The 26893-nt window shown below is 41.2% G+C and carries 14 protein-coding genes and 1 pseudogene; all 15 read right to left on the reverse strand.

Annotated features, from left to right (window positions below; genetic code table 11):
* Positions 1-1785 carry a RagB/SusD family nutrient uptake outer membrane protein gene (locus tag DW121_RS06735; protein WP_117710930.1) on the reverse strand — a complete coding sequence of 595 codons (1785 nt, stop codon included), beginning with the start codon at positions 1783-1785 and terminating at the stop codon, positions 1-3.
* Between the two features lie 13 nt (positions 1786-1798).
* Positions 1799-4924, reverse strand: a complete 3126-nt coding sequence (locus DW121_RS06740; protein ID WP_117710931.1) for a SusC/RagA family TonB-linked outer membrane protein — start codon at positions 4922-4924, stop codon at positions 1799-1801.
* 214 nt (positions 4925-5138) lie between these two features.
* Positions 5139-5669 (reverse strand): YhcH/YjgK/YiaL family protein, encoded by a 531-nt coding sequence (locus DW121_RS06745; protein WP_233514860.1) that lies wholly within the window; start codon positions 5667-5669, stop codon positions 5139-5141.
* 218 nt (positions 5670-5887) lie between these two features.
* Positions 5888-6424, reverse strand: a pseudogene (locus DW121_RS06750) (sodium:solute symporter family transporter); the annotation flags it as partial.
* A gap of 12 nt (positions 6425-6436) precedes the next feature.
* Positions 6437-7369 carry a dihydrodipicolinate synthase family protein gene (locus tag DW121_RS06755; protein WP_117710933.1) on the reverse strand — a complete coding sequence of 311 codons (933 nt, stop codon included), beginning with the start codon at positions 7367-7369 and terminating at the stop codon, positions 6437-6439.
* A gap of 4 nt (positions 7370-7373) precedes the next feature.
* Positions 7374-9329, reverse strand: coding sequence for an FG-GAP repeat domain-containing protein (locus DW121_RS06760; protein ID WP_117710934.1), 1956 nt, complete (start codon positions 9327-9329; stop codon positions 7374-7376).
* Between the two features lie 161 nt (positions 9330-9490).
* Positions 9491-10627, reverse strand: a complete 1137-nt coding sequence (locus DW121_RS06765) for a DUF6786 family protein (RefSeq protein ID WP_117710935.1) — start codon at positions 10625-10627, stop codon at positions 9491-9493.
* Positions 10628-10723: 96 nt separating this feature from the next.
* Complete coding sequence (locus tag DW121_RS06770) at positions 10724-12511, reverse strand: L-fucose isomerase (RefSeq protein ID WP_118323352.1); 1788 nt, start codon at positions 12509-12511, stop codon at positions 10724-10726.
* A 75-nt stretch (positions 12512-12586) separates the two neighbouring features.
* Positions 12587-13591, reverse strand: coding sequence for a LacI family DNA-binding transcriptional regulator (locus DW121_RS06775; protein ID WP_118323353.1), 1005 nt, complete (start codon positions 13589-13591; stop codon positions 12587-12589).
* A 317-nt stretch (positions 13592-13908) separates the two neighbouring features.
* Entirely contained in the window at positions 13909-17004 is a 3096-nt protein-coding gene (locus tag DW121_RS06780; RefSeq protein WP_118323354.1) for a glycoside hydrolase family 2 TIM barrel-domain containing protein, read from the reverse strand.
* A gap of 41 nt (positions 17005-17045) precedes the next feature.
* Positions 17046-19643, reverse strand: coding sequence for an alpha-L-arabinofuranosidase C-terminal domain-containing protein (locus DW121_RS06785; protein WP_118323355.1), 2598 nt, complete (start codon positions 19641-19643; stop codon positions 17046-17048).
* 48 nt (positions 19644-19691) lie between these two features.
* Positions 19692-21638: a glycoside hydrolase family 97 protein gene (locus DW121_RS06790; protein ID WP_118323356.1), complete on the reverse strand. Its 1947-nt coding sequence runs from the start codon at positions 21636-21638 to the stop codon at positions 19692-19694.
* Between the two features lie 272 nt (positions 21639-21910).
* On the reverse strand, positions 21911-23131 hold the full coding sequence (locus tag DW121_RS06795; RefSeq protein ID WP_118323357.1) for a glycoside hydrolase family 88 protein: 1221 nt from the start codon (positions 23129-23131) through the stop codon (positions 21911-21913).
* A 16-nt stretch (positions 23132-23147) separates the two neighbouring features.
* Positions 23148-24797, reverse strand: a complete 1650-nt coding sequence (locus DW121_RS06800; RefSeq protein ID WP_117710942.1) for a glycoside hydrolase 43 family protein — start codon at positions 24795-24797, stop codon at positions 23148-23150.
* Between the two features lie 86 nt (positions 24798-24883).
* Positions 24884-26830, reverse strand: coding sequence for a glycoside hydrolase family 97 protein (locus DW121_RS06805; RefSeq protein WP_118323423.1), 1947 nt, complete (start codon positions 26828-26830; stop codon positions 24884-24886).
* Positions 26831-26893 lie beyond the last annotated feature (63 nt).

The following is a 26893-nucleotide window of genomic DNA, read 5'->3' on the forward strand; positions in this document are numbered from 1 at the left end:
CTACCAACCAGGATTTTGCTCTACATTATTAAGCATTTCCATTTGGCTCTTAGGTATCGGATACCAATAATGTTTATCTTCGAATACACGCTTGTAATCAGGATGTTCCATATATTCAAATCGAAACTGTTCTTTACCAGTCCGAGTAATTACAGCTTTATAAATAACCTTTACTACATCTTTGGCTATTCTCCAACGACGGATATCATACCAACGATGATCTTCAAAGCATAACTCTACGGCTCTTTCATTACGAATACGATCTCTGAAAACTTCTTTATTAGCTTTGTATTCACTTCTAACCGGAACAGCTCCTACTCTATTACGAATAATATTAATAGCATCTACAGCAGACATATCCGTACCCGGTACCTTCGTTTCGGGTCCGTACGCTTCATTAGCCGCTTCGGCAAAATCAAGATAAAGCTGTGCTACCCTAATATAAATGGCAGGCATATAATAGTTATAATCATTTTCCCACTTATTGGCTGTTTCAGGCCACCATTTTCGAATAAGATATGGACAACGCGGATTATATGTCTGTGAGAACAGAGCCATCATATCTGCTGATTTTGAGTTATCATATGTGTTATACTCCCATAATTCGAAATAATGAGGAACACCTTTATTATTTCCCCATTTCACTCCATTGTACAAAATATCATAATAGAACCGAGGATCACGATTCACATAAGGATTTTGATCATCGTAATCAGCACCTGCATCTTTGATCGTACGTCCATCAGCCATTTCAAACATATCTACCATATTTTGTGTAGGAGACGCACAATGTACATTAGCAGCACACATCGAATTCGGTACGAAATTAGCATTCCATTCGCTAATAGCACGCTTTCCATTTCTTTTAGTCTGATAAAAAATGGCCTCATCACTAGCCATGATATCCTTATTATAAAATATCTTAGAATATTCTTCTGCTGTTTTTCCTGGCATTAATCTATTGCAACCCGTTCGATTAATATAATCAATAGCTTCCCATGCTGCCGTAGCTGCCTTTTTACAAATCTCAAGATCATAATTGTAATTTAATTCAGGACACATTGAAGGGCTGGCTGAATAAAGAAGTGCCATACTTTTAAGAGCCAATGCAGCCGCTTTTGTAACACGCCCTTTTTCTGACGCTCCCCATTTCTCTGGTAACAGCTGATATGCAAGCTCAAGATCTGAAACAAGCCAGTCTGTTGATTCATGGTAAGACAAACGAGGAAAATCCATATCATCGTCCGACAGGAATACTTTATCAAACTTGAACATACCTCCCCAACGACGAATTATCTCAAAATAATTCCAAGCCCTAAAAAAATAAGCTTGACCTAACAGATGATCACGCTGTTCTGAAGTAGCATCTTGCAGATCATCTATACGACTAATACATAAATTAACAGTACGCAAATTTCGCATAGCCATAGCAATTATTGGCATTTTATTGGTAGCCACTGAATTCATGGCTTCACCTGTGTACCAGCCTAATTCCAAGTTATCTTTAGTAAGCATAAAATTACCGTCATTCAAATCTCTATGACAAGTTCCTTTTGCAGTACACAGCCCCTCGTCACCAAAGGCAAAACGTCCTCCACCATGAGTAGAAAGAAAAGGATCACATGTTAATACATATACTTTATCTAAAACCCCTCTATAGGATAAATAATTCTGGAATACTTCCTTATCTGTAATTCCCATATCTGGTGATTTATCCAAATAATCTTCACATGAGCTAAGTAGCATGAAGACTGATAAAATTAGATATATACTTTTATTTTTCATAATATATTAGTATTTAGAAAGTTAATCTGAATCCCATATTATATCTACGTGTCAAAGGGTAACTGCCCGATCCTCCTGATTCCGGATCGATCCGGTTATCAAATGAAGTAATCGTGAATAAGTTGTTACCATTAACATAAACCTGCATATTGTTTATGCCTACAAAACGACGCAATACTTCAGCCTTTATATCATAGGATAACTCTAATGTTTTTAATCTAAAATAAGAAGCATCCATCAAACCATATGTTGAAGACTCACGAATATGCGCTGTATTCTTCATACTTAAACGAGGTCTATTGGCATTCACATTATTCCAGTGCCAACGTTCTAAACTTTCAGGCCATGCCATATCATAATCATAAGGAAATTCCCACAAAAAGGAAGTTCGTTTTTCAACTCCAGCTACTCCATAAAATAAAGCCCTAAAACCAAAGTTCTTATAATTAAATCCAAGTGTAAATGAATAAGTATAAGCTGGATCTGAAGTTAATTTCATAGGAACTTTATCATTATCATCAATTACACCATCACCGTTATAATCATTATAAACAAAATCTCCCGGTTGCCTGAAATCATTTTGCCAAATAGAGGCTGGTGTATTGTATACATCATCCCATGAACGATTAATATCAATCTGATCCAATCTAGATGAATATCCTATTGGCTTACCCGCACTTTTTTGATATTCTAAACGATTTATGGGATCATCACGAAACACGACTCTGTTTTCTTGAAATGAGAAGCCGGCTTTAAGATAATATTGAAAATCAGTAATATTATCACGCCATTCTGCCTCTATCTCATAACCATGATTTTTAGTCTTACCTAAATTCGCATATGGAGCAGTTTGACCAAACCATATGGGAACAGTATTAGCTCTTTTCATTAATATACCATCACGTTTTTCACTAAAGAAATCTATGACAAGATTGAGCTTGTTGAAAAATGATAGTTCAATACCTAAGTTTTGCTTACGTGCCGTTTCCCATGTTGCATTCTCATTTGCAGCCCCACTTTCAAAATATAATATATAATCATTATATGCTTTATCGTCACCAAATGTAGCATTACTACCAGAAGAATATTGAGTAAGATATGTAAAGCGTGAAGCTCCATGGTCACTACCAACTTCACCATATGAATATCTCACCTTTGCTTTTGTCAAGAAACTCAAGAAATCCATTTTTTTTATAAAAGGTTCTTCCGTAATCATCCATCCTATTGCCATAGAAGGAAAGAAGCCAAAACGCTTACCTGGAGCAAACTTTTCAGAACCTGTATATGCTCCATTAAATTCCGCAAAATAGCGATTATTATAATTATAGGTAACACGTCCTACCCAACTTTCTTCATAGCTCGGGAAATCAACCAATGATGTTCCAGTACGCTTCGTTTCATAATTACGACGATTAAAAACGCCTAAAACAGACAGATCATGATCACCAAATTTACGAGCATAATTAATCGAAGCTTCATAATACAAATCTTTGATTGAGTAATCTAATGTCTCACCACCATATACAGCCGGTTTTTCCACCCATTCATCATTAGGAAACCACATAGGCTCAGCCCCTGGTTCCCAGTACATACAAGCTATATCTTTTTTAATCAATCGATTATATGCAAATGTAGTGTTATACGAAACCTTTGCCTGTACCGACAAGCCTTTGGTAATAAAATCTAAGTTTTGCTTTAAAGTTACATCACTAAATAACCTACTTGTTTTCTGAGTAGCACTACCCTGGTAATTCAGTGAGTAAATGGGATTCCACCAACGCCCGATAGAAGTTGTACCTAAAATGCCATTTTCATATCTTAACGGATAAACATAATTAGGCATTAGATACATATAAGAAAATAGATTCGAATTGTTGGAACTCGATGAGGAACTAAATGGATCTCCTCCCATATATGATAGGGGGCGATTACGAGTAGCTATATCTCCAGCAAGGTTCACAGATATTTTAGTGTAGTTAGTTACATCCATATCAAGATTGGTACGATAATTATATCGCTCATATTTGAAAGTCGGATCGTATTCAGGTTGCTTTTCTGTTTTAAAAATATCTCCATCTTTTGTATAACCAATAGAAGCAAAGTATTTAACAAAAGAGGTTCCACCAGACATATTCAAATTATATTGTTGCGAAAAAGCAACCTTCTTATAGAGTAAATCTTTCCAATTAAGCTCTGGATAAAAATAAGGGTCAGTATTATTTCTCCAATTATTTTTATAGGTTTCACTATAGATCTTATCCCAACGTCCTTCATTGGCATGAGCCTCACTAGCTAAATCCATTGCAGTCAATCTATCCAGTACCTCATAATTATTTATAGGCTCTTTCAAACCGAAATTTGAAGAGAAATTAATTTTAATTTTACCTTCTTTTCCCCGCTTAGTAGTCACTAAAATTACACCATTAGCACCTTTTACTCCATATACAGCAGTAGCAGATGCATCTTTTAACACTGATAAACTCTCAATCTCATTAGGATCAATATCATTAAAACTACGTTCAATTCCATCTACTAAAATTAGAGGGTCTGTGCTTCCCCAAGTAGATTTTCCTCGAATGACTATCTGTGCCTGATCACTACCCGGCTCTCCACTCGACTGTATTGCTGTAACTCCAGGAAGCATACCTGTAAGAGCGCTGGATACATTGGTAGTTCCTCCTACCTTCAATAAATCATCACCTTTAGCCTGAGTAATAGCACCAACGATTGATGCTTTTTTCTGCACACCATAACCCACCACCACAACTTCTGTCAATTTTTGAGTATCATCTTCCAATTCAATCTTTAAATTAGTTAAGGATTTTAAACTAACCAATTGTAGTTCTTTCTTCTCAAAACCAACATAAGAAAATACCAAAGTAGCGTTTCGAGATACATTCATACTAAAATGCCCATCAATATCAGTAATGATCCCACTTGAAGCATTTTCTTTCTCTACAATATTTACACCAATCAGCGGAAATCCACTTTGGTCATAAACTACACCCTCCACTATCACTTTATCAGGAGATGTTTGTGCTAATAAATCAATGCATATCCATAATAGGCACAATAGTAAAGCACTAGCTCTGTACTTGACCATACTGAATCTGCATACCGGTTCTTTATTTCCTTTCATAATATTAAATATAATTTAGTTAAAGCATCTGATTATTCCGACGCATACAATCAGTCAATATTTATTATTTAACTCATGTATAAAATACATATAGATTTCGGGTCATGATCATGGAAGCGTTATCAGCTTCTTTTTTTAAATTATAGACAATCAAATGAATTCCTGTTTTAGGGTGTTTTGTTTTCATGGTTAATCAAATGTTAAATAAACTACTTCAACTGACTTTAATTTTTATTACTATTTTTTTTACGTATTTACTTGAACCTATATTTATGCAAGGTTGATGTAAATCCTCTGGAAAAAACAGAAAAAACCTTGTTGAATCAGCCAAGAGCTGCTTCTCCACATTGGCTGTATAAAATGCAATATCCTTTTCTTTATTATATAAAACAATATTCTCTATTGCATTATGACTGAGAGCTATATATTCGCTACCTTCTATTACGTATTGTAGGTCAATATATTCACGGTGGGATTCAAACCAAATCTCTTCTTTCTTCTTAGTTTGGTATTCGCTTATTGTTACATATACATCATTACTTAAGTTAACAGTTCCCAACAGTAACGAATCCGCTCTCAAATTATTTAAATAGTCAAACACCACTTCCCAACGTTCTGGATATAATTCATAATGATTTCTGAAATAATCCATATTTATTGAAGAATCTGGTTTGGCTTTAAAATTATGTAGGATTAAATCCCAATTGACTGAAGATACCATTATACCAGATTGTTTCTGTAACATTTTTTTATGATTTACATTACAAGAAACTAAGAATATGATTAAGTTAACAAATACTGTTTTTATACATATTTTCATAGAGTCTTGTGTTCAAATAAGTTTGCACTAATAAAACCAACAAAAAATATGATTATTGTGCCAAAAACAATTGTTAGATTAGCATGAAATGGACTTTTGTATGCACTCCAAAATCCATCTGTGAATAATGCAGGTGACAGACTCATAGCTTCGGTCCATATTACAGCTTCTAATCCACCTAACATCGAATAAAAGATAATAGCTACACTTGTAACTATAATAATTGTTTTAATATCCCAACCCAATAAAGCATTCATAGGTAGTGCTAAAAGATAAAGTATGAAACCCATACGCACTACCTGAGCCAACAAATAACAGATAAATGTATAAAACCTAGCCCATACACCAAATCTTTCTTCAAGAAAACTATATGCAGAAACACTATTTAAATTACAACAAAAAGGTACAAAATTTCGTACTGCAAAATAAGAAGCAATAGGAATAGAAAGACTAAACACAAATGTATTCCAATCGGACATATATGCTTTCCCGGGGTAAGCCAAATAACTTATACTACTTACATAAGTAGCCAAAATAGACATACCTACTACCCAACCAGGAAGACTACGACCGGCTGAAGTAAATTCATCTGAAGTTCGTTTCTTACTAAAGAAAGAACATCCAAGCAATACTACTCCTCCTGTAAATATTAGAAATACTATTGTATCTATTACAGACATAATTTTTAGTAATTATGATTTCAAATCAAGATCCATATTCAAATTTTCTAATGCTATCCTTACTTGATTACGTTCTTCTTTTTCGAAATGGTTAAATGGAGATGCCACGAAATCATTACATACGCCCAAAAGAGATAAAGCACATTTTAAACTTTTCAAATAACTGGAACCATATTTTCCTATGGTATATACAGTAGTACTTATTTGCATCACAATTTTTTGTAAACGATATAGTTCCTCAAAATCATGTCTCTTTGCAGCATTATAAAGAGCAACATATAACTTAGGAAACATATTGGCACCTCCATTAATTCCACCATTTCCTCCCATCAGCACAACTTCCCCGGTAACTTCTTCAGGACCTACTAGCATAGAGAAATTTGAATGATCTTTCATTATATGCATTACTGACTGAAAGTAAACTAAATTAGCAGAACTATCTTTAAACCCTATTACTTTGGGATTTTCTGCTATACGATGGATTGTTTGTGGAGCAAAATTTACTTTTGTATGTGTAGGCATATTATACAAAAAAAGAGGTAGTGGCAAATCTTTAATAAGTTTATCATAAAATTCAACTAATTCAGGTTGGGCAGAAGCAAAATAATATGGTGGTGCAGAAACTACAGCTTCAGCACCATAGTTAGCTGCTATCTGTGCCAGTCTAACACTTTCTACAATAGATGTATCTGATATACAAACCAACACTGGCAGACGACTGGCTGTGATACGACAAGTCTCACGAATCATTTCTTCCCGTAGTTTGTAACTTAGGCATTGTGCTTCACCTGTTGTCCCAAGGATAAAAAGAGCATTTACACCTCCATCAATAAGACGCTCAATCAAACACTCTAAGCCTTTAATATCCAACTTGTCATTATCTAATAATGGAGTTACTAATGGCGGAATTATACCCGACAAAGGAGATTCAAGTAATCTGTTCATAATATTATTCTTTATTTGTTTTATTTTTTATAATATAGAAAAATCCATCTTCCGCACCTACCAATAAATCAGATATACCATCCTTATCCCAATCAATAGGAGTAGGACTTGTTGTATGTCCAGCTAAACGAAGTGTGGAAAGATTTCCCTGATTTTTAATATATATAGTATCTCCGGATTGACGTACATTCTCAAGAAATGCAGCATTCAAAGTATTTACAATTAAGTCCAAACGTCCATCGTTATTCCAGTCTACCAAACAAAACTTACGCCTACCAGAGGCACCAGCCACTTTATCACTTAAACGAAGAGGACCTGGTTCATTAACAACCGGAGCATGTTTTTTTGTAGAACCAGCAATGACACCTTCTGTTGCAAATATTCTTTTCCCTGGTTTTAACCATAATTCATCATTCATTTCAAATCTCTCATAAAAACAGAGGTATCCTTCATGATCCATCAATATAAGATCTGTAAGTCCATCCTGATTCCAATCTATAGCAAAGGGAGTAGTACGCCATTGAGTCACTAAATCTGTTTTACCTGGACTCCACCAATTCCACACAGGTTTAGGCACATCTTTTCCTTGCCAATCCACCTTTACACGATAGGGACCTTTTAAATTCTCAACATCCCCAGTATTTTTATACCAAATTATTTCTCCCAAAATAGAGTTAGCTACAATATCCTTTTTCCCATCTCCATCCCAATCGGCTACAGAAACAGTTGTATAACCCCATTTTTCTTCACATGGACCTTGAATAGAGCCGTTTTTACCTGCAAGAATACGAATATCCTCACCATCTATTTTTAAATTGACAGGAGCTGCCCATATAGGATCATTACCTCCACCTAAATTTTTAATAAAACAAATATTTCCAGCTGAATTTCCACTGATAATATCCTCGAGTCCATCGTTATCCCAATCGACACTAAATGGAGTAGATAATGCACCATATTTTACACAATCCGCCTTTTGCTGAAGATAAACAGGAGATTCAAATTGTGGCATATTATTAATTACAACACCCGTATTTTTTAAATAAGCCACTCTACCATCCTCATCCCCCACCATTAGATCTATATTTCCATCATTATCAAAATCCACAGCGACAGGTAATATCATTTCAATATGAAATTTAATAATTCCATCTTTATTTTCTAGATAACGACCTTCGGCAAAGCGAGGAGCCTCACGTGTTCCAATATTTTCAAACCAAGTTAGCTTGTCTACGAATTCACCACATATCAAATCGAGATCACCATCTCCATCAAAATCATACATGTTAGGAGTCGGCGCACCATAAACATCAATTACTTTTTTCCCCGCTTTTATTCTTCCTTTATTAATATATCTTCCATTTTTATTCTCCAGTAGATACACATATCCATGAAGAGGACCATTTTTCCATTTACCATTTTCATCATAGGCATTATCCCAACCATAATCTCCCCAATCACCTAATCCTACAATAATATCAAGATCACCATCATTGTCATAATCAACATAAGCCCATGTATTGCCGCGCTCTTTTACAATGTCTTTCAAAGGATTTTCAGTGATCTCGATTTTTTGAGGTCGCGCAAACAATGAATTTCTAAAATCCAAATATTCGACTCCCTTATGAATTATATGTAAGTTCCCATTCACATAAGAAACACTTAAATCTTTATAAGTAGTGTCTAGCAATTTTACTCCTTTGTCAAAAAGTGGGGTTTGTCTATTTCCAATATTATGGAAATAAAATATCCCTTTATGAGGCGTTGACGGACATGTCATCAATAAATCCATTAGCCCATCACCATCATAGTCAATTGGAATCGGCATACCCCATAATCCCACTCCTAAGTCTACTACCAAATTAGGATTGTTATATTTCAATCTATATTTATCATTGTCCTGTCCATAGGTAGAAATACATATTATAGCTATTAAAATAATAAAAATAACCTTTTTCATATTATATAATTTAAGTAATAAAAAAATAAAGAAACATAAGAGTTTCACTTCTATTTTGTAAGTATCAATATCAAAAACAAATATTTAAATATAATATACCACTTCCAGCTTTCATAAATTCAACTTTCAATTGTAAACTGAAATTCATTCACATCATCTTCTTATTGAAATTTAGCTTTGATAGCGCATATATCTGTTTTAAATAATTTTTTTATTATATAATCTAATTGTTTATCGTTTCCCTGTAAATGAATAATTTTCTGTGTATGAATTAACGACTCATAAGGTGCTAATTCTGCACCAGGAGAAGAAGTTTCTATTTCATAAAAAGGTCCCATCATAGAACCATCTTCAGTCGGTCCATCATTATAAGCATTGATTACATCACCGCAGTAAGGATTCTTTTGCCTCCCCCACTGTCCATTCATGTAGTTTAAAGAGTTTTCAAAAATATCACACCATAAAACAGTGAGTACCTCCTTAGAAGAATCATAACTTCCACATAAATTAGTTGCACATGAAGCTGGTATCCCCAATTTAGAACGAAAGCACCCGTCTATCTTAAAGTAAATAACTCCATTTTCTACAATTAATCTATCTGTTGGAATTTTACCAAAATACTCATCATTTACAATTTTTCCTTTTTTAGACTGTTTATAAGGGATAAATACAGTGGTAGTAAGAGTAGGATTAAACATACTAAGCATCCAAACAGATATCAGTCCTGTTTTTTTACTCCATGATTCATTGCCAATATTTGTAATCCGATTCTCACTTTTATAAGCTACTACTTTTAGATCCTCAGGAATTTCAATATTAAAACTTGCTACAATTTCATTAATATCTAATAAAGAAATAGTTCGTTCAATATTCAGAAAAAAAGTAGTACCATAAGTATTTGTCAAACACCCCTCTTTGGTCAAACAAACATGATTTTCGCTTTGTGATCGTACGCTGAAAGCCTCTATATCTAAAACCGAAGGGACCCTCCAATTTTTATAAGTTTGTTTTTCTCCTTGTTTAAAATATAGAGAAAATACCCCACCTTCCGGACCAAGCCAAAAGCGTTCTTCACCTCCTACAGGATTAAATTGAAAGTTTATTTGTTTTTTCTTGATAAAAGAATAATTAATCCAACCATAACTATCTCCAGCATCTCCAGCAGCAGATGTAGTCATAACTCTCCCTTGCCATGCTGGAACCACCATAACCTTAGATTCTCCATCATCAGAAATCAACTCAATATATTCAATGTCATTCCTGTTCATAAACTGGGCATCATCAGCATAACTTCCCATTTTATTTTTTTTTATCTATTGCAAGATATAAGGAAAACTTATACCTTGCAATAGAGAGGTTATTAACTATATTAGATTTGTCCTTGTGTTTTTTCTTTATTTATATAATGGACCATAATTTTTACAAGCTCTATAATCACTACCTTCCATATCTTCACCAAAAGCTGACCATGCACTAGGACGGAAGACATTTTCGAATGAAATATTATGCATACTAACAGGAATACGAAGCATAGAAGCCAAAGTAACCAAATCTGCACCTATATGTCCATAACTAATAGCACCGTGATTCGCCCCCCAATTATTCATAACAGTGTATACATCACGAAAATATCCCTTGCCAGTGAGACGTGGAACAAAAAAGGTGGAAGGCCACGTACGGTCAGTACGGTCATTAATTATCCTAAATACATCATCATCTAAATTGACCGCCCATCCCTCAGCAATCTGAAGGACTGGTCCTTGACCTTTTACGAGATTTAAACGACACATAGTCAAAGGCATTTCACCACGAGTAAGGAACTGAGAAGAAAAGCCTCCTCCTCGCATATACTCACGAGAAGCCGGATACCATTTGGTAGCTGCAAGACATCTTTCCACATCTTCTTCTGATATTTCCCAAAAGGGCTTCATTACAGGCTTACCATCTCGTTGCATACAGCCTGTACCATCCAAAGTACAGGAACCCGAATTGATAAGGTGAATAAAACCATTGCTAGCCTTGCCTTCCGGTTTCTTGCCTGTTACTCTCTCTATGGAGTGAGGACTCCAATAGGTACGTACATCAGCAAAAATTTGTGCTGTATTTGACAATAAATGTCCAAATAACATGGAAACACAATTTAATGTATCATTTTCCGTAGCAAATGTAAAAGCTTCACGAATACCATTCCAATCAAACGAGCTGTTCAAAATAGCCTCTGAAAAATCACCATCAGGCTTGTAATCCGTCCATTGCCGTTGTCCTTGGAAACCAGCCGCAATCGCATTATGCCCCATAGCTTCCTCTTTAAATCCAATTTCGGCTAATTTAGGATTTCCAATCATTAAATCACGAAAAATAAGAGTCATTTTTACTACATATTCCCAACGTACATTTTTTTCTTCACGAGAATAGACTAAATGTTTTGGATTGAAATCACACCCTTCATTACTCTTACAATATTTCTCAGTCCATATCATAGCACGTTCAAACTCTTCATAATCATAAATACCCAACTGAATACGACGTTCTATTTCACTAGCATCTACATATTCATTACGCATTCCTAAATACTCCTGAAAAAAATCTGGATTAGGGATAGACCCTGCAATTCCCATAGATACGCTACCTATCGAAAGGTAAGATTTCCCTTTCATGGCTGCAACAGCTAAACCGGCACGTGCAAAACGTAACAATTTTTCTCGTACATCTTCCGGCATTTCTGTATTACCGATATCCTGTACATCCTGTCCGTAAATACCAAATGCAGGCAACCCCTTTTGCGTATGTCCAGCCAATGCAGATGCTAAATAAACAGCACCTGGACGTTCAGTACCATTAAACCCCCAAATAGCTTTAGGAATCTCACTATCCATATCAATAGTTTCAAAGCCATAACACCAACAGGGAGTTACTGAAAGTATTACACCCACTCCGTTATTACGAAATTTCTCTGCAGCCATAGCCGCCTCAGCTACCCCGCCAATAGTTGCATCCGCAATAATGCACTCTACAGGAGTTCCATCACTGTGGTACAAAGACGATGAATATAGCTCGGCAACCTTACGAGCCATAGTCATAGTTATATCTTCTAGCGATTCACGGATACCTCCACGTCGTCCATCAATAATAGGACGAATACCAATTTTTGCTTTACTACCAATAAGTCTCAAATTTTTCATGGATAAAATAGGTTTGCATTGATAAATACTATAAAAATTAACTAAAACGATTAAGCAATAATATAAAAAAAAATTCTATGAAGAAGCCTCAACAAATACTCCTTCTGCAAGTACAGACTGCACAGCATTCCTCTCTGCAATACTATCTATAAGTATTTCAAGAGCTTTCTGAACCAAAGTCTCTATAGGTTGCTGAATATAAGATATAGGAGCATTAAAAAAGTCAAATACCGGATTGCCATCAAAACCAGCAAGACCTATTTTGCCAATCACGTCTTGCCCCATATCTTTAATTGTATACAAACAAGCCAATGAAATCATATTGGTTCCAAATAAAAAAGCATCTGCTCCTGCCTCAATCATTTTCGGGAGCATCCGGTCTGCCGATTTCCGAGGAGTATCCTGTTTCAAAAAAACTACATTTATCATATTCTTTTTCCCCGCATTTTCCATAGCCTTTTTATACCCGCGAACACGCTCTTTCATATGGACGAGATTAATATCATAAGCCACCATGCAAGGAGAATTATATCCCGAATCCAAAAGATACTTAGTTGCAATATACGAAGCATTAAAATTATTAAGAGCCACGTAACTAACATTAAGTTCAGGAAAATAACGGTCAAATAAAACAATAGGAATATTGTTATTAATCAGAGAAGCGATAGCTTTCTCTGAATTTTCGCAAGGAACAATAATCAGCCCATCAACTCCCTTGTTAATAAGGTTACCCACCACAACACTCATCTTATCTGTATCCTCATCCGAACTTCCAAAAAGTACAGTATATCCTTGTTTAGTAGCTTCATCTTCCAACACACGCGCCAATTGAGAGAAGAAGGGATTAGATATATCAGAAACCACTAATCCAATTGTTTTCGTCTTACCGCTACGCAGACTTTTAGCCGCCAAATTAGGTTGATAATTCATTTCATTAGCAATCTTTAAAATACGCTGGGCTGTTTCTTCGCCTACACGATATTCTTTCTTCTTACCATTTAGTACGAATGAAACTAAGGCAGTTGAAACTCCTGCAGCTTCTGCAATATCTTTTAGCGATATTTTTTTCAGTGATGACATATATTAAGGTATAACGTTTTTGCAATATTACAATATTGTGTTTTCTACTTAGTTATTGAATTAGTAGTACTTATTTGTGTTTGTACGATGCAAATATAAATATAATAATTGAATTTACAAATTATTTTGCTAATTCGTTATAACATTTTTCTATTTTCTATATGAATGCCCCTTAGAACCTAACATCAACTCTACATTTTCTATCTTTTCAAATCAACTCACAAGATAAAAAATATCCCATGAAACAAATAAATACGTCTCATGGGATATTTTTAATACGGTACAACCCTACAGAAATACGTTTATTCCCTACTTTCTCATTCTATTTCTATACTATGGCGTACCGGCGTCAGAATGAATGTAAATTCATAATCAGCATAAGGAACTTGGTATTCGGGCCGGGCAATACGTCCCCAGCTATCCTCGCAACCTAAACCGGCCTGCACCTTATCAATACAGAGGTTAGTCAAGTCTGCTTCTTCCACCTCCTGAGAGTGTCCTTGCTGTTTGCTCCAGCCCTCATCCAAGGATTCAATCGTATAGTGCAAAGCCGATGCGGAGAATGGAGCGGCAGCAACTACCTCGATGCCGTTACCGGCTGCATCCAGCATTTTCCACCAACGGATATCCGTCTTTGTCCCATTCTCCTGCGGACGGATATAGGGATAGAACTGTTCCGACACGCTCTGACGATAAATGCCGAGGTCGGAGCAATGGTTACGGTCGATATAGTTCTCTACCGGACCGCGACCGTAATATTCTACAGTCTCAAAGCTGCGAGGCATAGGCAGTTGCACCCCGAAACGGAAAAGATTGGCAACTTTGGCATTCTTGTCGGCAATCATCTTTTGAGTGACTTTAACAGCGCCATTGTTGTTGATGACATACGTCAAATTTAAAGCAGCCGATACTTTGGACAACTCATAAGCGGCTTCCACAATCACTTGTTTGTTCTCGGTGCGCTGATTGAAAGAGATCAGCTTGATTTCCGGATTCTTCCAGACAATATACTTGCGGTGCAGGTTGGCGCCGAAATCATTATCGGTAGGAGCACGCCAGAAGTTAGGGGTAAGGGCTTCGCCCTCTTTAATCATATTCTGACCGTTCACTTCGTATTTAGTCAAGTACCCGGTATGCTTGTTGAATTCCATACGGAAGGTCTCACCGGAAATAATAAGGTAATTATAGTCATTCTCCTGCACTGCAGGAACTGTTACTTCCACATTACTCAGTTCGACATTTCTCAAATCCATTGCAGGGGCTTGATAAGCGTTCAGCGTCAACTGGTTTTTAGCTACAATATGACCGGCAGGAAGCAGTCCCTCACGATTCTTCAGCTTATAAGACACGTTGAGCAACCACTCGGCACATTGGCAAGTTGCACCCAAATCCAATTTGATTTTGGCTGTCTGTTGCGGGGCTACATCCAAGTCATCCACACGGCCGCTGCGCATCACCTTACCGTCTTTCAGCATCTCCCATTCCAGATAATAAGCGGAAAGGTCACGGAAGAAGTTTTCATTGGACACATTGATTTCTCCACGCTGCAAGTCGGCAGGAGTTGTCCAAATACTCTGATAGATGCGTCCCACTTCGTACATATGCGGATTAGGCACACGGTCGGGACTAATAAGACCGTTATCGCAGAAGTTAATGTCGCTGGCATCAAAGCGATTGAAGTCACCGCCATAAGCATAAATCATCTTGCCGTTCTTACCTGTCCAACGTACAGACTGGTCTACAAAATCCCAAATAAAGCCACCCTGAAACTTGGGATATTTACGCACCAAGTCCCAATACTCCTTAAAGCCGCCTTCGGAGTTACCCATAGCATGGGCATATTCGCACTGAATCAAAGGCTTCTTGTAGTCGGCATTCTTACTATAATCCTCGCACCAGCCATAACCGGCATACATCGGACAGTAAATATCCGTCTTGCCCTTCACGCCGGCCTGCTCATACTGGCACGCACGGCTGGGGTCTTCCGCCTTCACCCAATCGTAAGCGGCCTCAAAGTTAGGACCATATCCGGCTTCATTGCCCAACGACCAGAAGATAATGCTGGGATGATTGAAACCGCGTTGTATATTACGTTGATTACGTTCCATATGAGCTTTCTTGTAGTCGGCACGTTTGGCAAGGGTTGATTCTCCATATCCCATTCCGTGAGACTCGATATTCGCTTCCGCCACTACATAAATGCCGTATTGGTCACACAAGTCATACCACAGATTATTGTCGGGATAGTGGCAGGTACGCACAGCATTCAAATTGAACCGTTTCATTATCTGAATATCCTGAATCATACGCTCACGGGAAACTACATAACCATAGTCGGGATCCATTTCATGGCGATTGGCTCCTTTGAAAAGAACAGGTTGGCCGTTTACCAGTATTTGCGAATCTTTGAGTTCAATCTTACGGAAACCTACTTTAACGGGAATCACTTCATTACTGCCCTGCAAAGTGGCACGCAATGTATAAAGATAAGGAGTTTCCGCTGTCCATTTATGCGGATTATCCAGGTTCATCAAGGCAGTACCGTTACCACGAACAGCTGCTGTTGCCACCTGCCTACCTTCGGCATCCGATAATTCCAAAGTGGTATTACCGTTACCTTTCAGGCTTACCGTTACACGCAAAGTCCCGTTCTTGTAGTCGGTATCCAAATCTGGGGTAACACGAATATCTTCGATACGTTTCTTATCACGGGCATACAGATAACAATCACGCCCTACCCCGCTGTAACGGAAAAAGTCTTGGTCTTCAAGATAAGTACCGTCACACCAGCGGAACACTTGGAAAGCTATCAGGTTTTCTTGCCCCGGCTTCAGGTAAGAGGTAAGATCAAATTCCGCCTCCAACTTGCTGTCTTCGCTGTAACCTACATACTTACCGTTTACCCACAGGTACATATTGGAAGTCACCGAACCGAAGTGGGCTATAATATCCTTGCCTTTCCAATCGGCAGGGACTACAATCTCGCGGCGATACGAACCGACATGGTTATTCACAACGGGTACTTCCGGCGGATTATTCTTAAACTGGTTGCGCCAGGCATAACCTACATTTACATAAATAGGGTCGCCGAAGCCATACAATTCCCACACCCCGGGAACAGGCATATCACTCCATCCTTTATCATTAAAGCCCGGTTTCCAGAAGTCTGTGGGACGGGCATCAGCATCTTTCACCCAAAAGAATTTCCATGTACCATTCAAGGTCATGAAACGGGAAGAGTGTTCTTTGGCTCCTGCACGGGCAGCCTCTTCCGATTCATAAGCAAAATAATTGGTGTGCATCGGTGCACGGTTTACGGCATTGACTTCCGGATTCCGCCATTCGGTAAAAGACTGCGCGCTCGTAACCACAGCCAAAGCCGCAAACAGTCCGGTAATAATCTGTTTCTTCATGGTATCTGTTATATATAAAAAGTTACAACTTCATTCTATCGCTATTTTTCACTGATGCGTATCACCGTAAACGAATATGCCGGCATCTTATAATCAAATTCATTGCCCGCAACTTCGAATGCAGAAGAGACGGACTTGGCATCTTTACTTGCCGGGCTGCCCGTAAGCAGTGTCTTTACGGCTGACGGATTAGTCAAAGAAACACCTTCCAACTGTACCTTGGCAGAAACCTCTACCGGCAATAGATTCGCCAATTTCACGATATAGTCGCCACTGGCATCATCTCTGACTACGGATACACCCACACGCTTCCGCACTGCATCCGAGCCTTCACTCAAACTGACAACAGAGGGCAAATAAACAGTACCGGAATTCTGTCCGTACATCTGCTGGACATAATAACCCACCGTAGGCTTTACTTCTGAGTTATTGAAGTAAATCAAATCGGGATTCCATTGCGTATGACCTTCTTTGGCCAGCAACGGAGCATACGAAGTCATGGTCACGACATCAGCGTTCCGTTCTACGGCCGTAAGGTACAATGCCTCAGTCAAAGCCGTTTCAACGTTATTGGGACGACCTGCCATATGGGAGGCATACTCACCCAAATACACTTTGGACTTGTTGCGGTCGTAACGGTCGTAATAATCCTGATTATTGATGAGCCAACCGGGTTCCACATAATAGTGTTCGTCCACCATAGGCACACCGAGACGGGTGGCAAGTTCCCAGCCTTCCTCGTAGTCCGTTCCTTCGTAGAAAGGTCCTACCGTACCGATAACGGTTATTTCGGGATATTTCTCCTTAACAGCATTATATATCATCGTGAAACGTTCTTCAAAGACATCTGTTATCATGTCCTCATTGCCTATACCGATAAACTTCAGGTTGAAAGGCTTCGTATGACCGGCTTCCGCACGTTTCCTGCCCCACTCCGTGCGACGTGCATCGCCATTAGCATATTCTATAAGGTCGAGCACATCTTGAATGTATTGATCCATTTCTTGCATCGGGATGCCTCCTTGTTGCCCCATACACGTCAGCTCGCCGTCGGAGTGATGCGCGCATGTGCCGGAATTTTGGCAAGGAACGCCTGCCGCAAGTACCGGAAGCGGTTCAGCACCGATATCCTCACAATATTGGAAGAATTCAAAGTATCCCAAGCCGCGTGTCTGATGATACCCCCAAAGGTTGCGCAAAGGCTTGCGGGCTTCGAGCGGACCGACAGAACCTTTCCAATCGTATATATTGTCAATTCCGTCTCCATGAGCCACACACCCGCCGGGAAAACGGATGAAGCGCGGATGCAGGTCTGCAAGCGTCTGGGCCAAGTCGGCACGCAGACCGTTCTCGCGGCCTTTAAACGTATTCTGCGGGAAAAGGGAAACCATATCCAGATGCAGCGTAGCCGGAACCGATTCTAAAAGAAGTTCGAGACGTCCCTTGTCAATGGCAGACGCAGCAGTCAATACAGTCTTATACTTCTTCCACTCACGAGAAGCCACCTTTACTACAGATTCGGCACAAACCTTGCCCTTGCCATCCGTAATACGAATCAGAAGTTTCATACTCTTGGGCTGTGCATAACGCTCTGCCCTTGCCGAAAGCCCTTCCGACGGAATGCGGGCAAAGAAGGACAAATCGTATTTTTCACCTTGCTTTATCACAATCCCGTCATAACCGGTATTGTAGATACCTGCACCCGGTGTATTTATCATCATTTTCAGATAATGAGAATTATTGGCATGTATGGGAGCAACCGTATCTATCTGCAAGTGCACTGGAACTTGACCGGCATTCTCCTTCCCAACCGAAGAAAGAGCGGGACGAATACCACCCCAAGCCGTCATGGGTCCCCATTCCGCAGCCCTATCCAATCCGTAGCCGCGGTCGGCGGGAGCATATTCAAAATCGCGGTTCTGAATAAGCTCGGCATAAAGTCCTCCATCGGCAGCATAATTAATGTCTTCAAAGAAGATACCTATCAAATGCTCGCTGATTTTCTTTGCCTTTTCGGGCTTTACTTGTACAGTGGCTTCCAGCGGTTTCAATCCGGCAAAACGCACAGGGTCCTGCGCCATCCGTTCGGCATTCTGTGCCGAACGGAATTTCTTGTGTTCTGCATAGCGGATAATCTGCTGTACGGTGGTATACGAAACTTTCTGTATACGTCCCGTCTGTTCCATGCCATTCACCGATGCTTTTCCTTCGAGGAAAGGGTACACATCTTCAGAAGAGAACTTACTAAGATCGGAGGATAAGAAATAACTCTGCCGCCCCCATTTCTGCAAGTCAGGCGAAGCTACATGAGCCAATACTTTGCCTGTATCCGTAACTCTCCAGATGCAATGCCAGCTACCGTCGGCACGGTTTTGCACCAACTGCGGATCGAACATTTTCTTCGCTCTGCCCCACGGGCCGAAATCGGAATTGACATAAGTGAAACCGTCTGCTACACTGAACCACGTCCTGTTGTCGGGACTCCAGGCAAACTTCAATCCACCCTGCCCGTTGGCATGGGAATAGGAAAAGAGATAAACCGAATCGGGTTCATTCGTCACATGATGAGTCTCTGCCCGCAAGGAAGAAGCCAAAACCAGTAACAGGCAAAGAGAGAATAATTTGAATCGTACTTTCATGGTATTTAATATAATATAATTCTTTAACTTGTGAAAAGCCTGCCCGTCCTACTTCACTATCACTGCTCCGCCCATAGGCTGAACTGTAAGCTGCAACGTACCGTCAGACTTGATTTTCTGTTCTTTCTGTTGCGGCTGCAGCTTCTTATCGTCAAAATAAACAGAGACCTCCTCACCCGCAGGTAACATCGGAAGGGATAATTTCAGCTTCAACGGTTCCGCCATAGCATTGGCAGCAGCTATATACCACACATTGCCATGACGACGTGCCAAGACGACATAGCGGCCGGGATAACCGTCTATAAAACGGGTTTCATCCCATGTAGTAGGTACTTGTTTCATAAAGTCAAGACATAGCGCCGGAGCATCCGTCAAATTATTGGGGGCAAGAGCAAAGTTCTGTATGGGATTCTGGAAAAGCACCGTAGTTGCCAACTGGAAAATATCCGTTGTCCGACGAACAGTACCGCCGTCATTACCACGGTTCAAGCGTTTATTCAAGAATCCTCCGCCAAATTCCATACATCCCACAGTATTACGGATAAAAGGATGCAAAGTGGCATTGAACGCTTCATTATCACAGGCTTGTTGGCTGAAGACAAGATTCTCGGATGCCAACACAGCCTCACTGCCTACATAGTTAGGATACATCCGCTCCCATCCGCGAGGCAACGTACATCCATGGAAGATGACCATCAGCCCGTAATCATCGGCATCGCTCAGTATTTCTTCATACAAACGCATTGTCTCCTGCTTGTCACCTCCAAAGAAGTCTACTTTTATACCTTTTACACCCAGACTTTGCATCCAGCGCATCTCTTGCTTACGGGCAATGGAATTGTCCATTTTGTTAACCGGACCTTGCTCTATATCATTCCAGTAGCCGCTGGAACTATACCACAAGAAGACCTCCACTCCTTTGCTACGGGCATACTTGACGAACTGCTCCATACGGTCACGACCGATATACGTATCCCACCAATTATCAACCAAGATATATTCATACCCCATGGCAGCTGCCAAATCGGCATATCGTACCTGGTCATCATAGTTAATACTGTTATCTTGCCAAAGAATCCAACTCCAAGTACCGCGCCCCGGTTTATAGTCGTGTTTCGTTGCATAACGCGGCTCAACCACATCCCAAGGAACCGTCGTCTCTACAATCGGTTTCAAAGTTTCACCTACCGTAATAGTACGCCACGGCGTGCTGCCGGGCAAAGCAAAAGCGGGTTCAATTGTTCCGTTACCGTTATTTTCTTCCGGCATGGGGAACTCAAGGGTATACACGCCGCTTGCCGCATCGCTAAGGCGGGACGCACAATAGCGGCTGTCAACACCGGTCTCGCTGACCAGTACCCAACCGTCTTCACCCACTTTGAACAGACAAGGGAAGGTATAACCATGCCCGTAATGCGAACGTTCGTTCATCGATGCATCCACTTTATATCCTTCTTCGTAGCTGGGCTTCGTACGTTTCCATCCTATCATGGCATCGCTCTGCGGGCAGAGGAAAGTGGTAGTCTTTTCCGGAAAGGCAAAACCGGTATTTTCGTTCATTACGCGTACACTGCCCGTATTGCCTTGGCGTGACAGGGTATAACGGAAAGCAATATCGTTATTGCTCACCCGGAACGTAATCTGCATCTTCTGTCCTTTGGCATTGTCAAAGAAACAGTTCAATTCGTTAGCCCGGTAATGTACTTGAGAAGTCTTGATGTGGTTCAATGAATACTGGCTGTCAATTTTGTTCACTTCATGTCCGGTTAGTTTCAAACCTTGTGTAAAATCGCCTACATTAGTGTTCATGCCCAACGGGGAGTTTTCCAGCATCTGCCTGCCCTTGTAAGAAACAGAATAAGCTGCTTTTCCGGTTTCGGTACATATAACCTCCACCTGCAGGTTTCCGTCCGGTCCTTTCACTATTACATCTTGCGCCCTCAACGGTGCAGTAACTGCCAACAACAGCAATAACAGTTTCAATCCTTTTTTCATGGTATGTGTATATTAGTAACTAATTTATGTCTTTCATAATCATTTTACAGCAAGAGAATTAGAGAGTGTAAAAATAACACTTTTACTACAGACGCAACAAATAAGCGCATATGTTGTGTAACATATACACTTATTCTTCATTGAATCAATGTACGTTCAATAACGTCGGTCATTACCACACGAGCCCTCTGAATGACAAAAGGACTCCTTCCCTTATTCATCTATAAGAGAAGAAATCCTTCATTATATTTATAATAACAGGCTGTGGTGCGTCAGCCTATGACCGCTTTTCCTTCCTGCAATCTCTTCAACCGCAGCAATGCTTCGATATAATAATAATCCGCATAAATAATAGAAGCGTCTATTTCCGACTTAGCCGGCCAGTGTCCTGTAGAGTGGAGCAGGAATGCCGGACTTGCTTCACCGCATTGATAGCTGTCCGTACTTAAGTTCGTCAGCATTTTCACTGCCGCATCCTTGTACTTCTCTCCTTTGTCACCCGGCAAGTACGTAGAAAGTTCCAGTAAGGCAGAAGCCACTACACAGGCAGCCGAAGCATCACGAGGAGCATTGGGTATTGCGGGGTCATTGAAATCCCAGTAAGGAACATAATCCTCCGGAAGATTTTTCAAATACACATCCGTTACCTTCTGCACAAAGTCCAGATAACGGCAGTCTCCGGTTTCACGGTAAACCACTGTATATCCATAGATGGCCCATGCCTGACCGCGCGCCCACATACTATTGTCCGCATATCCCTGGTGCGTAACCCCTTTGACAAAGCCACCCGTCAGCGTATCGTAAACGGCCACATGATACGAAGTATAATCGGGACGAAAGTGGTATTTCATCGTTTTATCGGCATGAGAAATGGCAATATCCGCCAAATAAGGGTTGCCGCCGTTCTTTGCCGCCCAGAAAAGCATTTCCAGATTTATCATATTATCCATAATCGTGTTGTGTCCGCCAAACAGTTCTACATTACGCGGCCAAGACAACATCGTCCCTACCTGCGGCTTGAATAGCGTAGCCAACGTATCCGCCGTATCCAGAATCACCTGCTTGTAAAGGGGATTTTGCGTCAGGCGATAACCGTTGCCATAACTGCAAAACACCAGAAAGCCGAGGTCATGGTCGAATGCAGGTGTACGGGAAAGGAACTCCAAGGAGGCGGTAAATCTTTCCGCTTCCTCCTTTATCCGCTTGTCACCGCTATATTCATAGTCGTACCATAGCACACCGGGCCAAAATCCGGCACACCATTCTTCCTTTGCGGCTTTGCGGCAATTCCAATTACTTTGACCTTGCAGGATGTTGCGTGGCATCATGGTATAATCAATCTTACCATTTGCATCGTGCAACCGGTCTAATGTACGTCCTACCTGACGGTTACAATAGTCCAATTCCCTATCAACATAAAACTTGTTTTCCGGAATAGTGCAGGCAGACAACAGGCAGACGCCCAAAACTGCCAACAGAGCTTTTGTCTTCATATCTGATTTTATTCTTTTATTTCTCAATATGGAACCAGTCGGCATCCACCCAACCGCGTTCTTTACCGTAAGGGGCCGTACTGAACAATCCTACCTTAGCCCCTATCCATTTTCCCTGACGGGCAGTGAAAGGGATTCCGGCAGATGTATACTTCTTACCGTCCAAGCTATAAGAGAAGCGGCATACACCGTCTTTCTCCACTTTTACCCGCAGGTAGATTTCCCTTTCATAATTGGGATATAAGCCTGCCTCATAAATACGGCTTGCCGGAATTTCCGCCAGACGTACAGTCGTTTCCGGCATATTCTGCTCGGCATCCTTGCAAACGGCCTGTTTCAGCACGAACGATTCGCCTGCCTTTTCCACACCGATGTAACTATAATCCCAGCCCATCACAATAAGTCCGGATTGTTGTCCGTCCATTTTGGCTGATACTTTCAGCTTGGCGGTAGCCGTAAACTTTTCGGCAGGAAACTTCTGCAACAACAGATTGGGCACTTCCCAGAAGTTCACGAAGCTTTCCGAGAGGATATGTCCGTAGATGCGGACAAACCCCAAATCCGAAGTGAATCCAAAAGTATCTTGATAATTGGCGTGCCACTCCCATTGCAATCCCAACCGACGGGTATTGAACTCGTCGCTTTCCACAGGAGTTTCTATGGGATAAGTCTTGCCTACATTGGGTTTCTTATAAGTAGTGACCGGCTCGCCACAACCGTCACCGTCCTTATCCACACCGATTACAGGCCAATCATTCACCCAAGCCATCGGATTCAGATGAATCACTCGCCCGTACATCGCTTTATCCTGAAAATGTACAAACCAAGACTCACCTTTATTTGTGTCCACCCATGCTCCCTGATGAGGACCGTTAATATCCGTCTTGCCCTGCGCCATGACTATTTTCGGTTCATACGGCCCGTATACATTGCGTGAACGCAACACCAGCTGCCAGCCCGTAGCCACGCCACCCGCAGGAGCGAAAATATAGTAATAGCCGTTTCGCTTATAAAATTTCGGTCCTTCCACCGTGTGATTAATTCCGTCATTCCCGTCATAAACAAGTACCGGATTGCTTATAACCTGTGTACCTTCGGCATTCATCTCGCATACCACCACAACACTGTTCATCTTCGAGCGGCTGCCTGCCCAAGCGTGCACCAGATACACGTGCCCGTCATCATCCCACAACGGTGCAGGGTCTATCATCCCTTTACCGGCTTTCACAAGTACGGGCTTCTCCCATTCGCCGGCAGGGTCTTTGGTCTTCACCATAAAAATACCAAAGTCCGGGTCGCCCCAGTAGATATAAAATTCACCTTTGTGATAGCGAATGGAAGGAGCCCATACCCCCTTGCCATGCCGGGCCGAATTATAGAACTCTGTCGGTTCCAATTCTTTCAAGGCATAATTGATAATACGCCAATTCACCAAGTCTTTGGAATGTAGAACAGGCAAGCCGGGCGTACAACCAAAGCTGGAAGCGGTCATATAGAAGTCATCGCCTGCCGCACAAACATCAGGGTCGGAATAGTCGGCATGCAACACCGGATTCCTATATGTACCATTCCCTCTATCCGAAACCCATACTTCGGACACATATTGCGCTCCTGCCTGCAAACAGACTACGCACAACATACCAACAATCAGCGTTAATCTTTTCATCTTGTAACTAATAAATAACCCGAAAGCAAAACATTCATTTATTAATACGAACAACCCCTGCCGATTACTCAATGCAGACTGTATTTTTATAGCACTTCCCCCTTATATCTTTTATACTTCTTCGCCTCATCCTTATTTACGGGAACAAAACGGACAGCCGCCCCACCGCTCGGTTTCAATTCAAACTTCATCGTTTTGGAAGTATCCACCAACAGATACGAGCATTTCACTTGCGTGCGGGTTTTCACTTCCTTCCCGCCGTCCGTATAGATATATGCAAGATAAGTCTTGCCCTTATCGAGAAAAGAGAGCGGTACATTCTCTTTCGAGCCGTCATTATTCGTCATGGCCGCCAAGAACCATTCCTGTCCTTTCCGGCGTGCCATTGTGATATTCCTGCCCGGTGCCCCGTCCAACACCTGCGTATCGTCAAAAGCAGTCTGCAAGTTCTCAAACCATTCCACTTCCGGTTCCCCGCGATAGAAAGACGGTTTATCATACCAGAAGATTGTTTGCAGCGGACTGTAGAATACCAGCGAGGCCGCCAACTGATGTGCGTGTGTGGTTTTCAGACGCTTGTCGAAATAGCAGATGGTATAATCCGCCGCACCATTTATCATACGCGTAAAAGGCAGCGTCACATTGTGCGTAGCGTCCGGAAACTCTTCGTTCCCGCAAATACCTTCCTGAGTCAACAGATTGGGGTACGTACGGCTGAAACCGGACGGGCGGTACTCATCATGGATATTCATCATCAAATGGTTTTCGGCCGCCAGACGCACCAAATCGTGCAACCACGTAGCCCAACGATGGCTGGCATACTGCACAAAACCGGACTTCACCCCAACAATACCCCATTCACGAAGTATCGGAAAGAGCTCACGCGCCTGTTTCATCAACGCATGCTGGTTGACGTACACCCAGATACCGACCCCCTTTTCCTTTCCGTAAGCCACTACACGCGGCATATCCAGTTTCTCCACCACTTTGGTGGCGTCTCCGTCGTGCGAAGTACAAGGCAGATACCACAACCAGTCGAAAAGCATATAAGGGATATTGTGTTCGGCGCAGAAATCAATCGTGGCGATGGCTCCTTCGGTACTGATGGTTGTCTCGCGCATAATAGTGCCCGGTTTCACCCACTCGGCGGCATCGGCTACCTCGCAAGGCGGGTTCAGGTTTTGGACAATGTCGTTATGTTCCAGCAACTCTCCCGGCTTTTCCGCAGTCATTATCACCCTCCACGGAGTAGCGTAATAAGTCACCACATCTACCGGACTATACATTACGGAAGCCAGCGTATTCTTTTTCTCTGCCGAAGCCTGATATTTGGTAAGGCACCAGTCGTCCACATCGGCATCCAGCAATGCAGCCCACAAGCCGCCGGGCAGTTCCAACGTCAAGGCACGCTCCACGGGACGCTTCAATTCATTGACATCCAAGTGTTCAAAGAAAGCCTGCGCCCACTGTTCCGACCATGCTTTCGTACCGGCAGGCAAGGTATACTCCGTCAAATCGCCCACTACCTTGTGGAAAGTGGCACGAGGATGTTCGGGGAAGAAATAGCGGAAAGCGATACCTTCGTCATAAGCACGCACCTCTATATCAAGGCGGTAGAAAGAACCGTCTTTCTTGGAGAGGTGAAGCGTTGCCGCATTGTAACGGTCGCGCACTTCGCTGCGTTCACCGTAAAGAGGCTTCCAAGTTATATCCACCGCAGGAGCATAGGTCACGGAGTCCGTCTCCAGATTATCCATCCAACAGGCCGGTTGTATCAGTTTACGCTGTCCCAATGCCATTTCCCAAATACGATTATCCAACTCCAGTCCGGCGCGCGACTCTTCTATCACCGATTGTCCCTTGAAGGAGACACGGTAAAACAAGCCGTTGACAGCCGGAGAGGTCTGCTTCTGATAGAAACAGACTTCGTGTATGCCGCTCGGAGAGGTCAGTTTCAACTCCCGGGCATTACCCGCAAACATAAAAGCGGCATATACAAATATACCAAATAGAAATCCTATTCTTTTATTCATCACTGCAAGCATATCTTTAAGTAAGTTTGATTTTTATTTATGTCAAGAGTCCCTGTCATCCAT

Origin of the sequence: Bacteroides sp. AM10-21B (assembly GCF_003472565.1) — a bacterium.
In the GTDB taxonomy this organism is placed as follows: domain Bacteria; phylum Bacteroidota; class Bacteroidia; order Bacteroidales; family Bacteroidaceae; genus Bacteroides; species Bacteroides propionicigenes.

Coding starts and splice junctions, on each gene's coding strand:
- DW121_RS06760 (WP_117710934.1), bottom strand. CDS start 9,329: ATGAAAAAGGTTATTTTTATTATTTTAATAGCTATAATATGTATTTCT.
- DW121_RS06745 (WP_233514860.1), bottom strand. CDS start 5,669: ATGTTACAGAAACAATCTGGTATAATGGTATCTTCAGTCAATTGGGAT.
- DW121_RS06800 (WP_117710942.1), bottom strand. CDS start 24,797: ATGAAAAGATTAACGCTGATTGTTGGTATGTTGTGCGTAGTCTGTTTG.
- DW121_RS06805 (WP_118323423.1), bottom strand. CDS start 26,830: ATGAATAAAAGAATAGGATTTCTATTTGGTATATTTGTATATGCCGCT.
- DW121_RS06765 (WP_117710935.1), bottom strand. CDS start 10,627: ATGGGAAGTTATGCTGATGATGCCCAGTTTATGAACAGGAATGACATT.
- DW121_RS06735 (WP_117710930.1), bottom strand. CDS start 1,785: ATGAAAAATAAAAGTATATATCTAATTTTATCAGTCTTCATGCTACTT.
- DW121_RS06780 (WP_118323354.1), bottom strand. CDS start 17,004: ATGAAGAAACAGATTATTACCGGACTGTTTGCGGCTTTGGCTGTGGTT.
- DW121_RS06755 (WP_117710933.1), bottom strand. CDS start 7,369: ATGAACAGATTACTTGAATCTCCTTTGTCGGGTATAATTCCGCCATTA.
- DW121_RS06770 (WP_118323352.1), bottom strand. CDS start 12,511: ATGAAAAATTTGAGACTTATTGGTAGTAAAGCAAAAATTGGTATTCGT.
- DW121_RS06790 (WP_118323356.1), bottom strand. CDS start 21,638: ATGAAAAAAGGATTGAAACTGTTATTGCTGTTGTTGGCAGTTACTGCA.
- DW121_RS06785 (WP_118323355.1), bottom strand. CDS start 19,643: ATGAAAGTACGATTCAAATTATTCTCTCTTTGCCTGTTACTGGTTTTG.
- DW121_RS06795 (WP_118323357.1), bottom strand. CDS start 23,131: ATGAAGACAAAAGCTCTGTTGGCAGTTTTGGGCGTCTGCCTGTTGTCT.
- DW121_RS06775 (WP_118323353.1), bottom strand. CDS start 13,591: ATGTCATCACTGAAAAAAATATCGCTAAAAGATATTGCAGAAGCTGCA.
- DW121_RS06740 (WP_117710931.1), bottom strand. CDS start 4,924: ATGAAAGGAAATAAAGAACCGGTATGCAGATTCAGTATGGTCAAGTAC.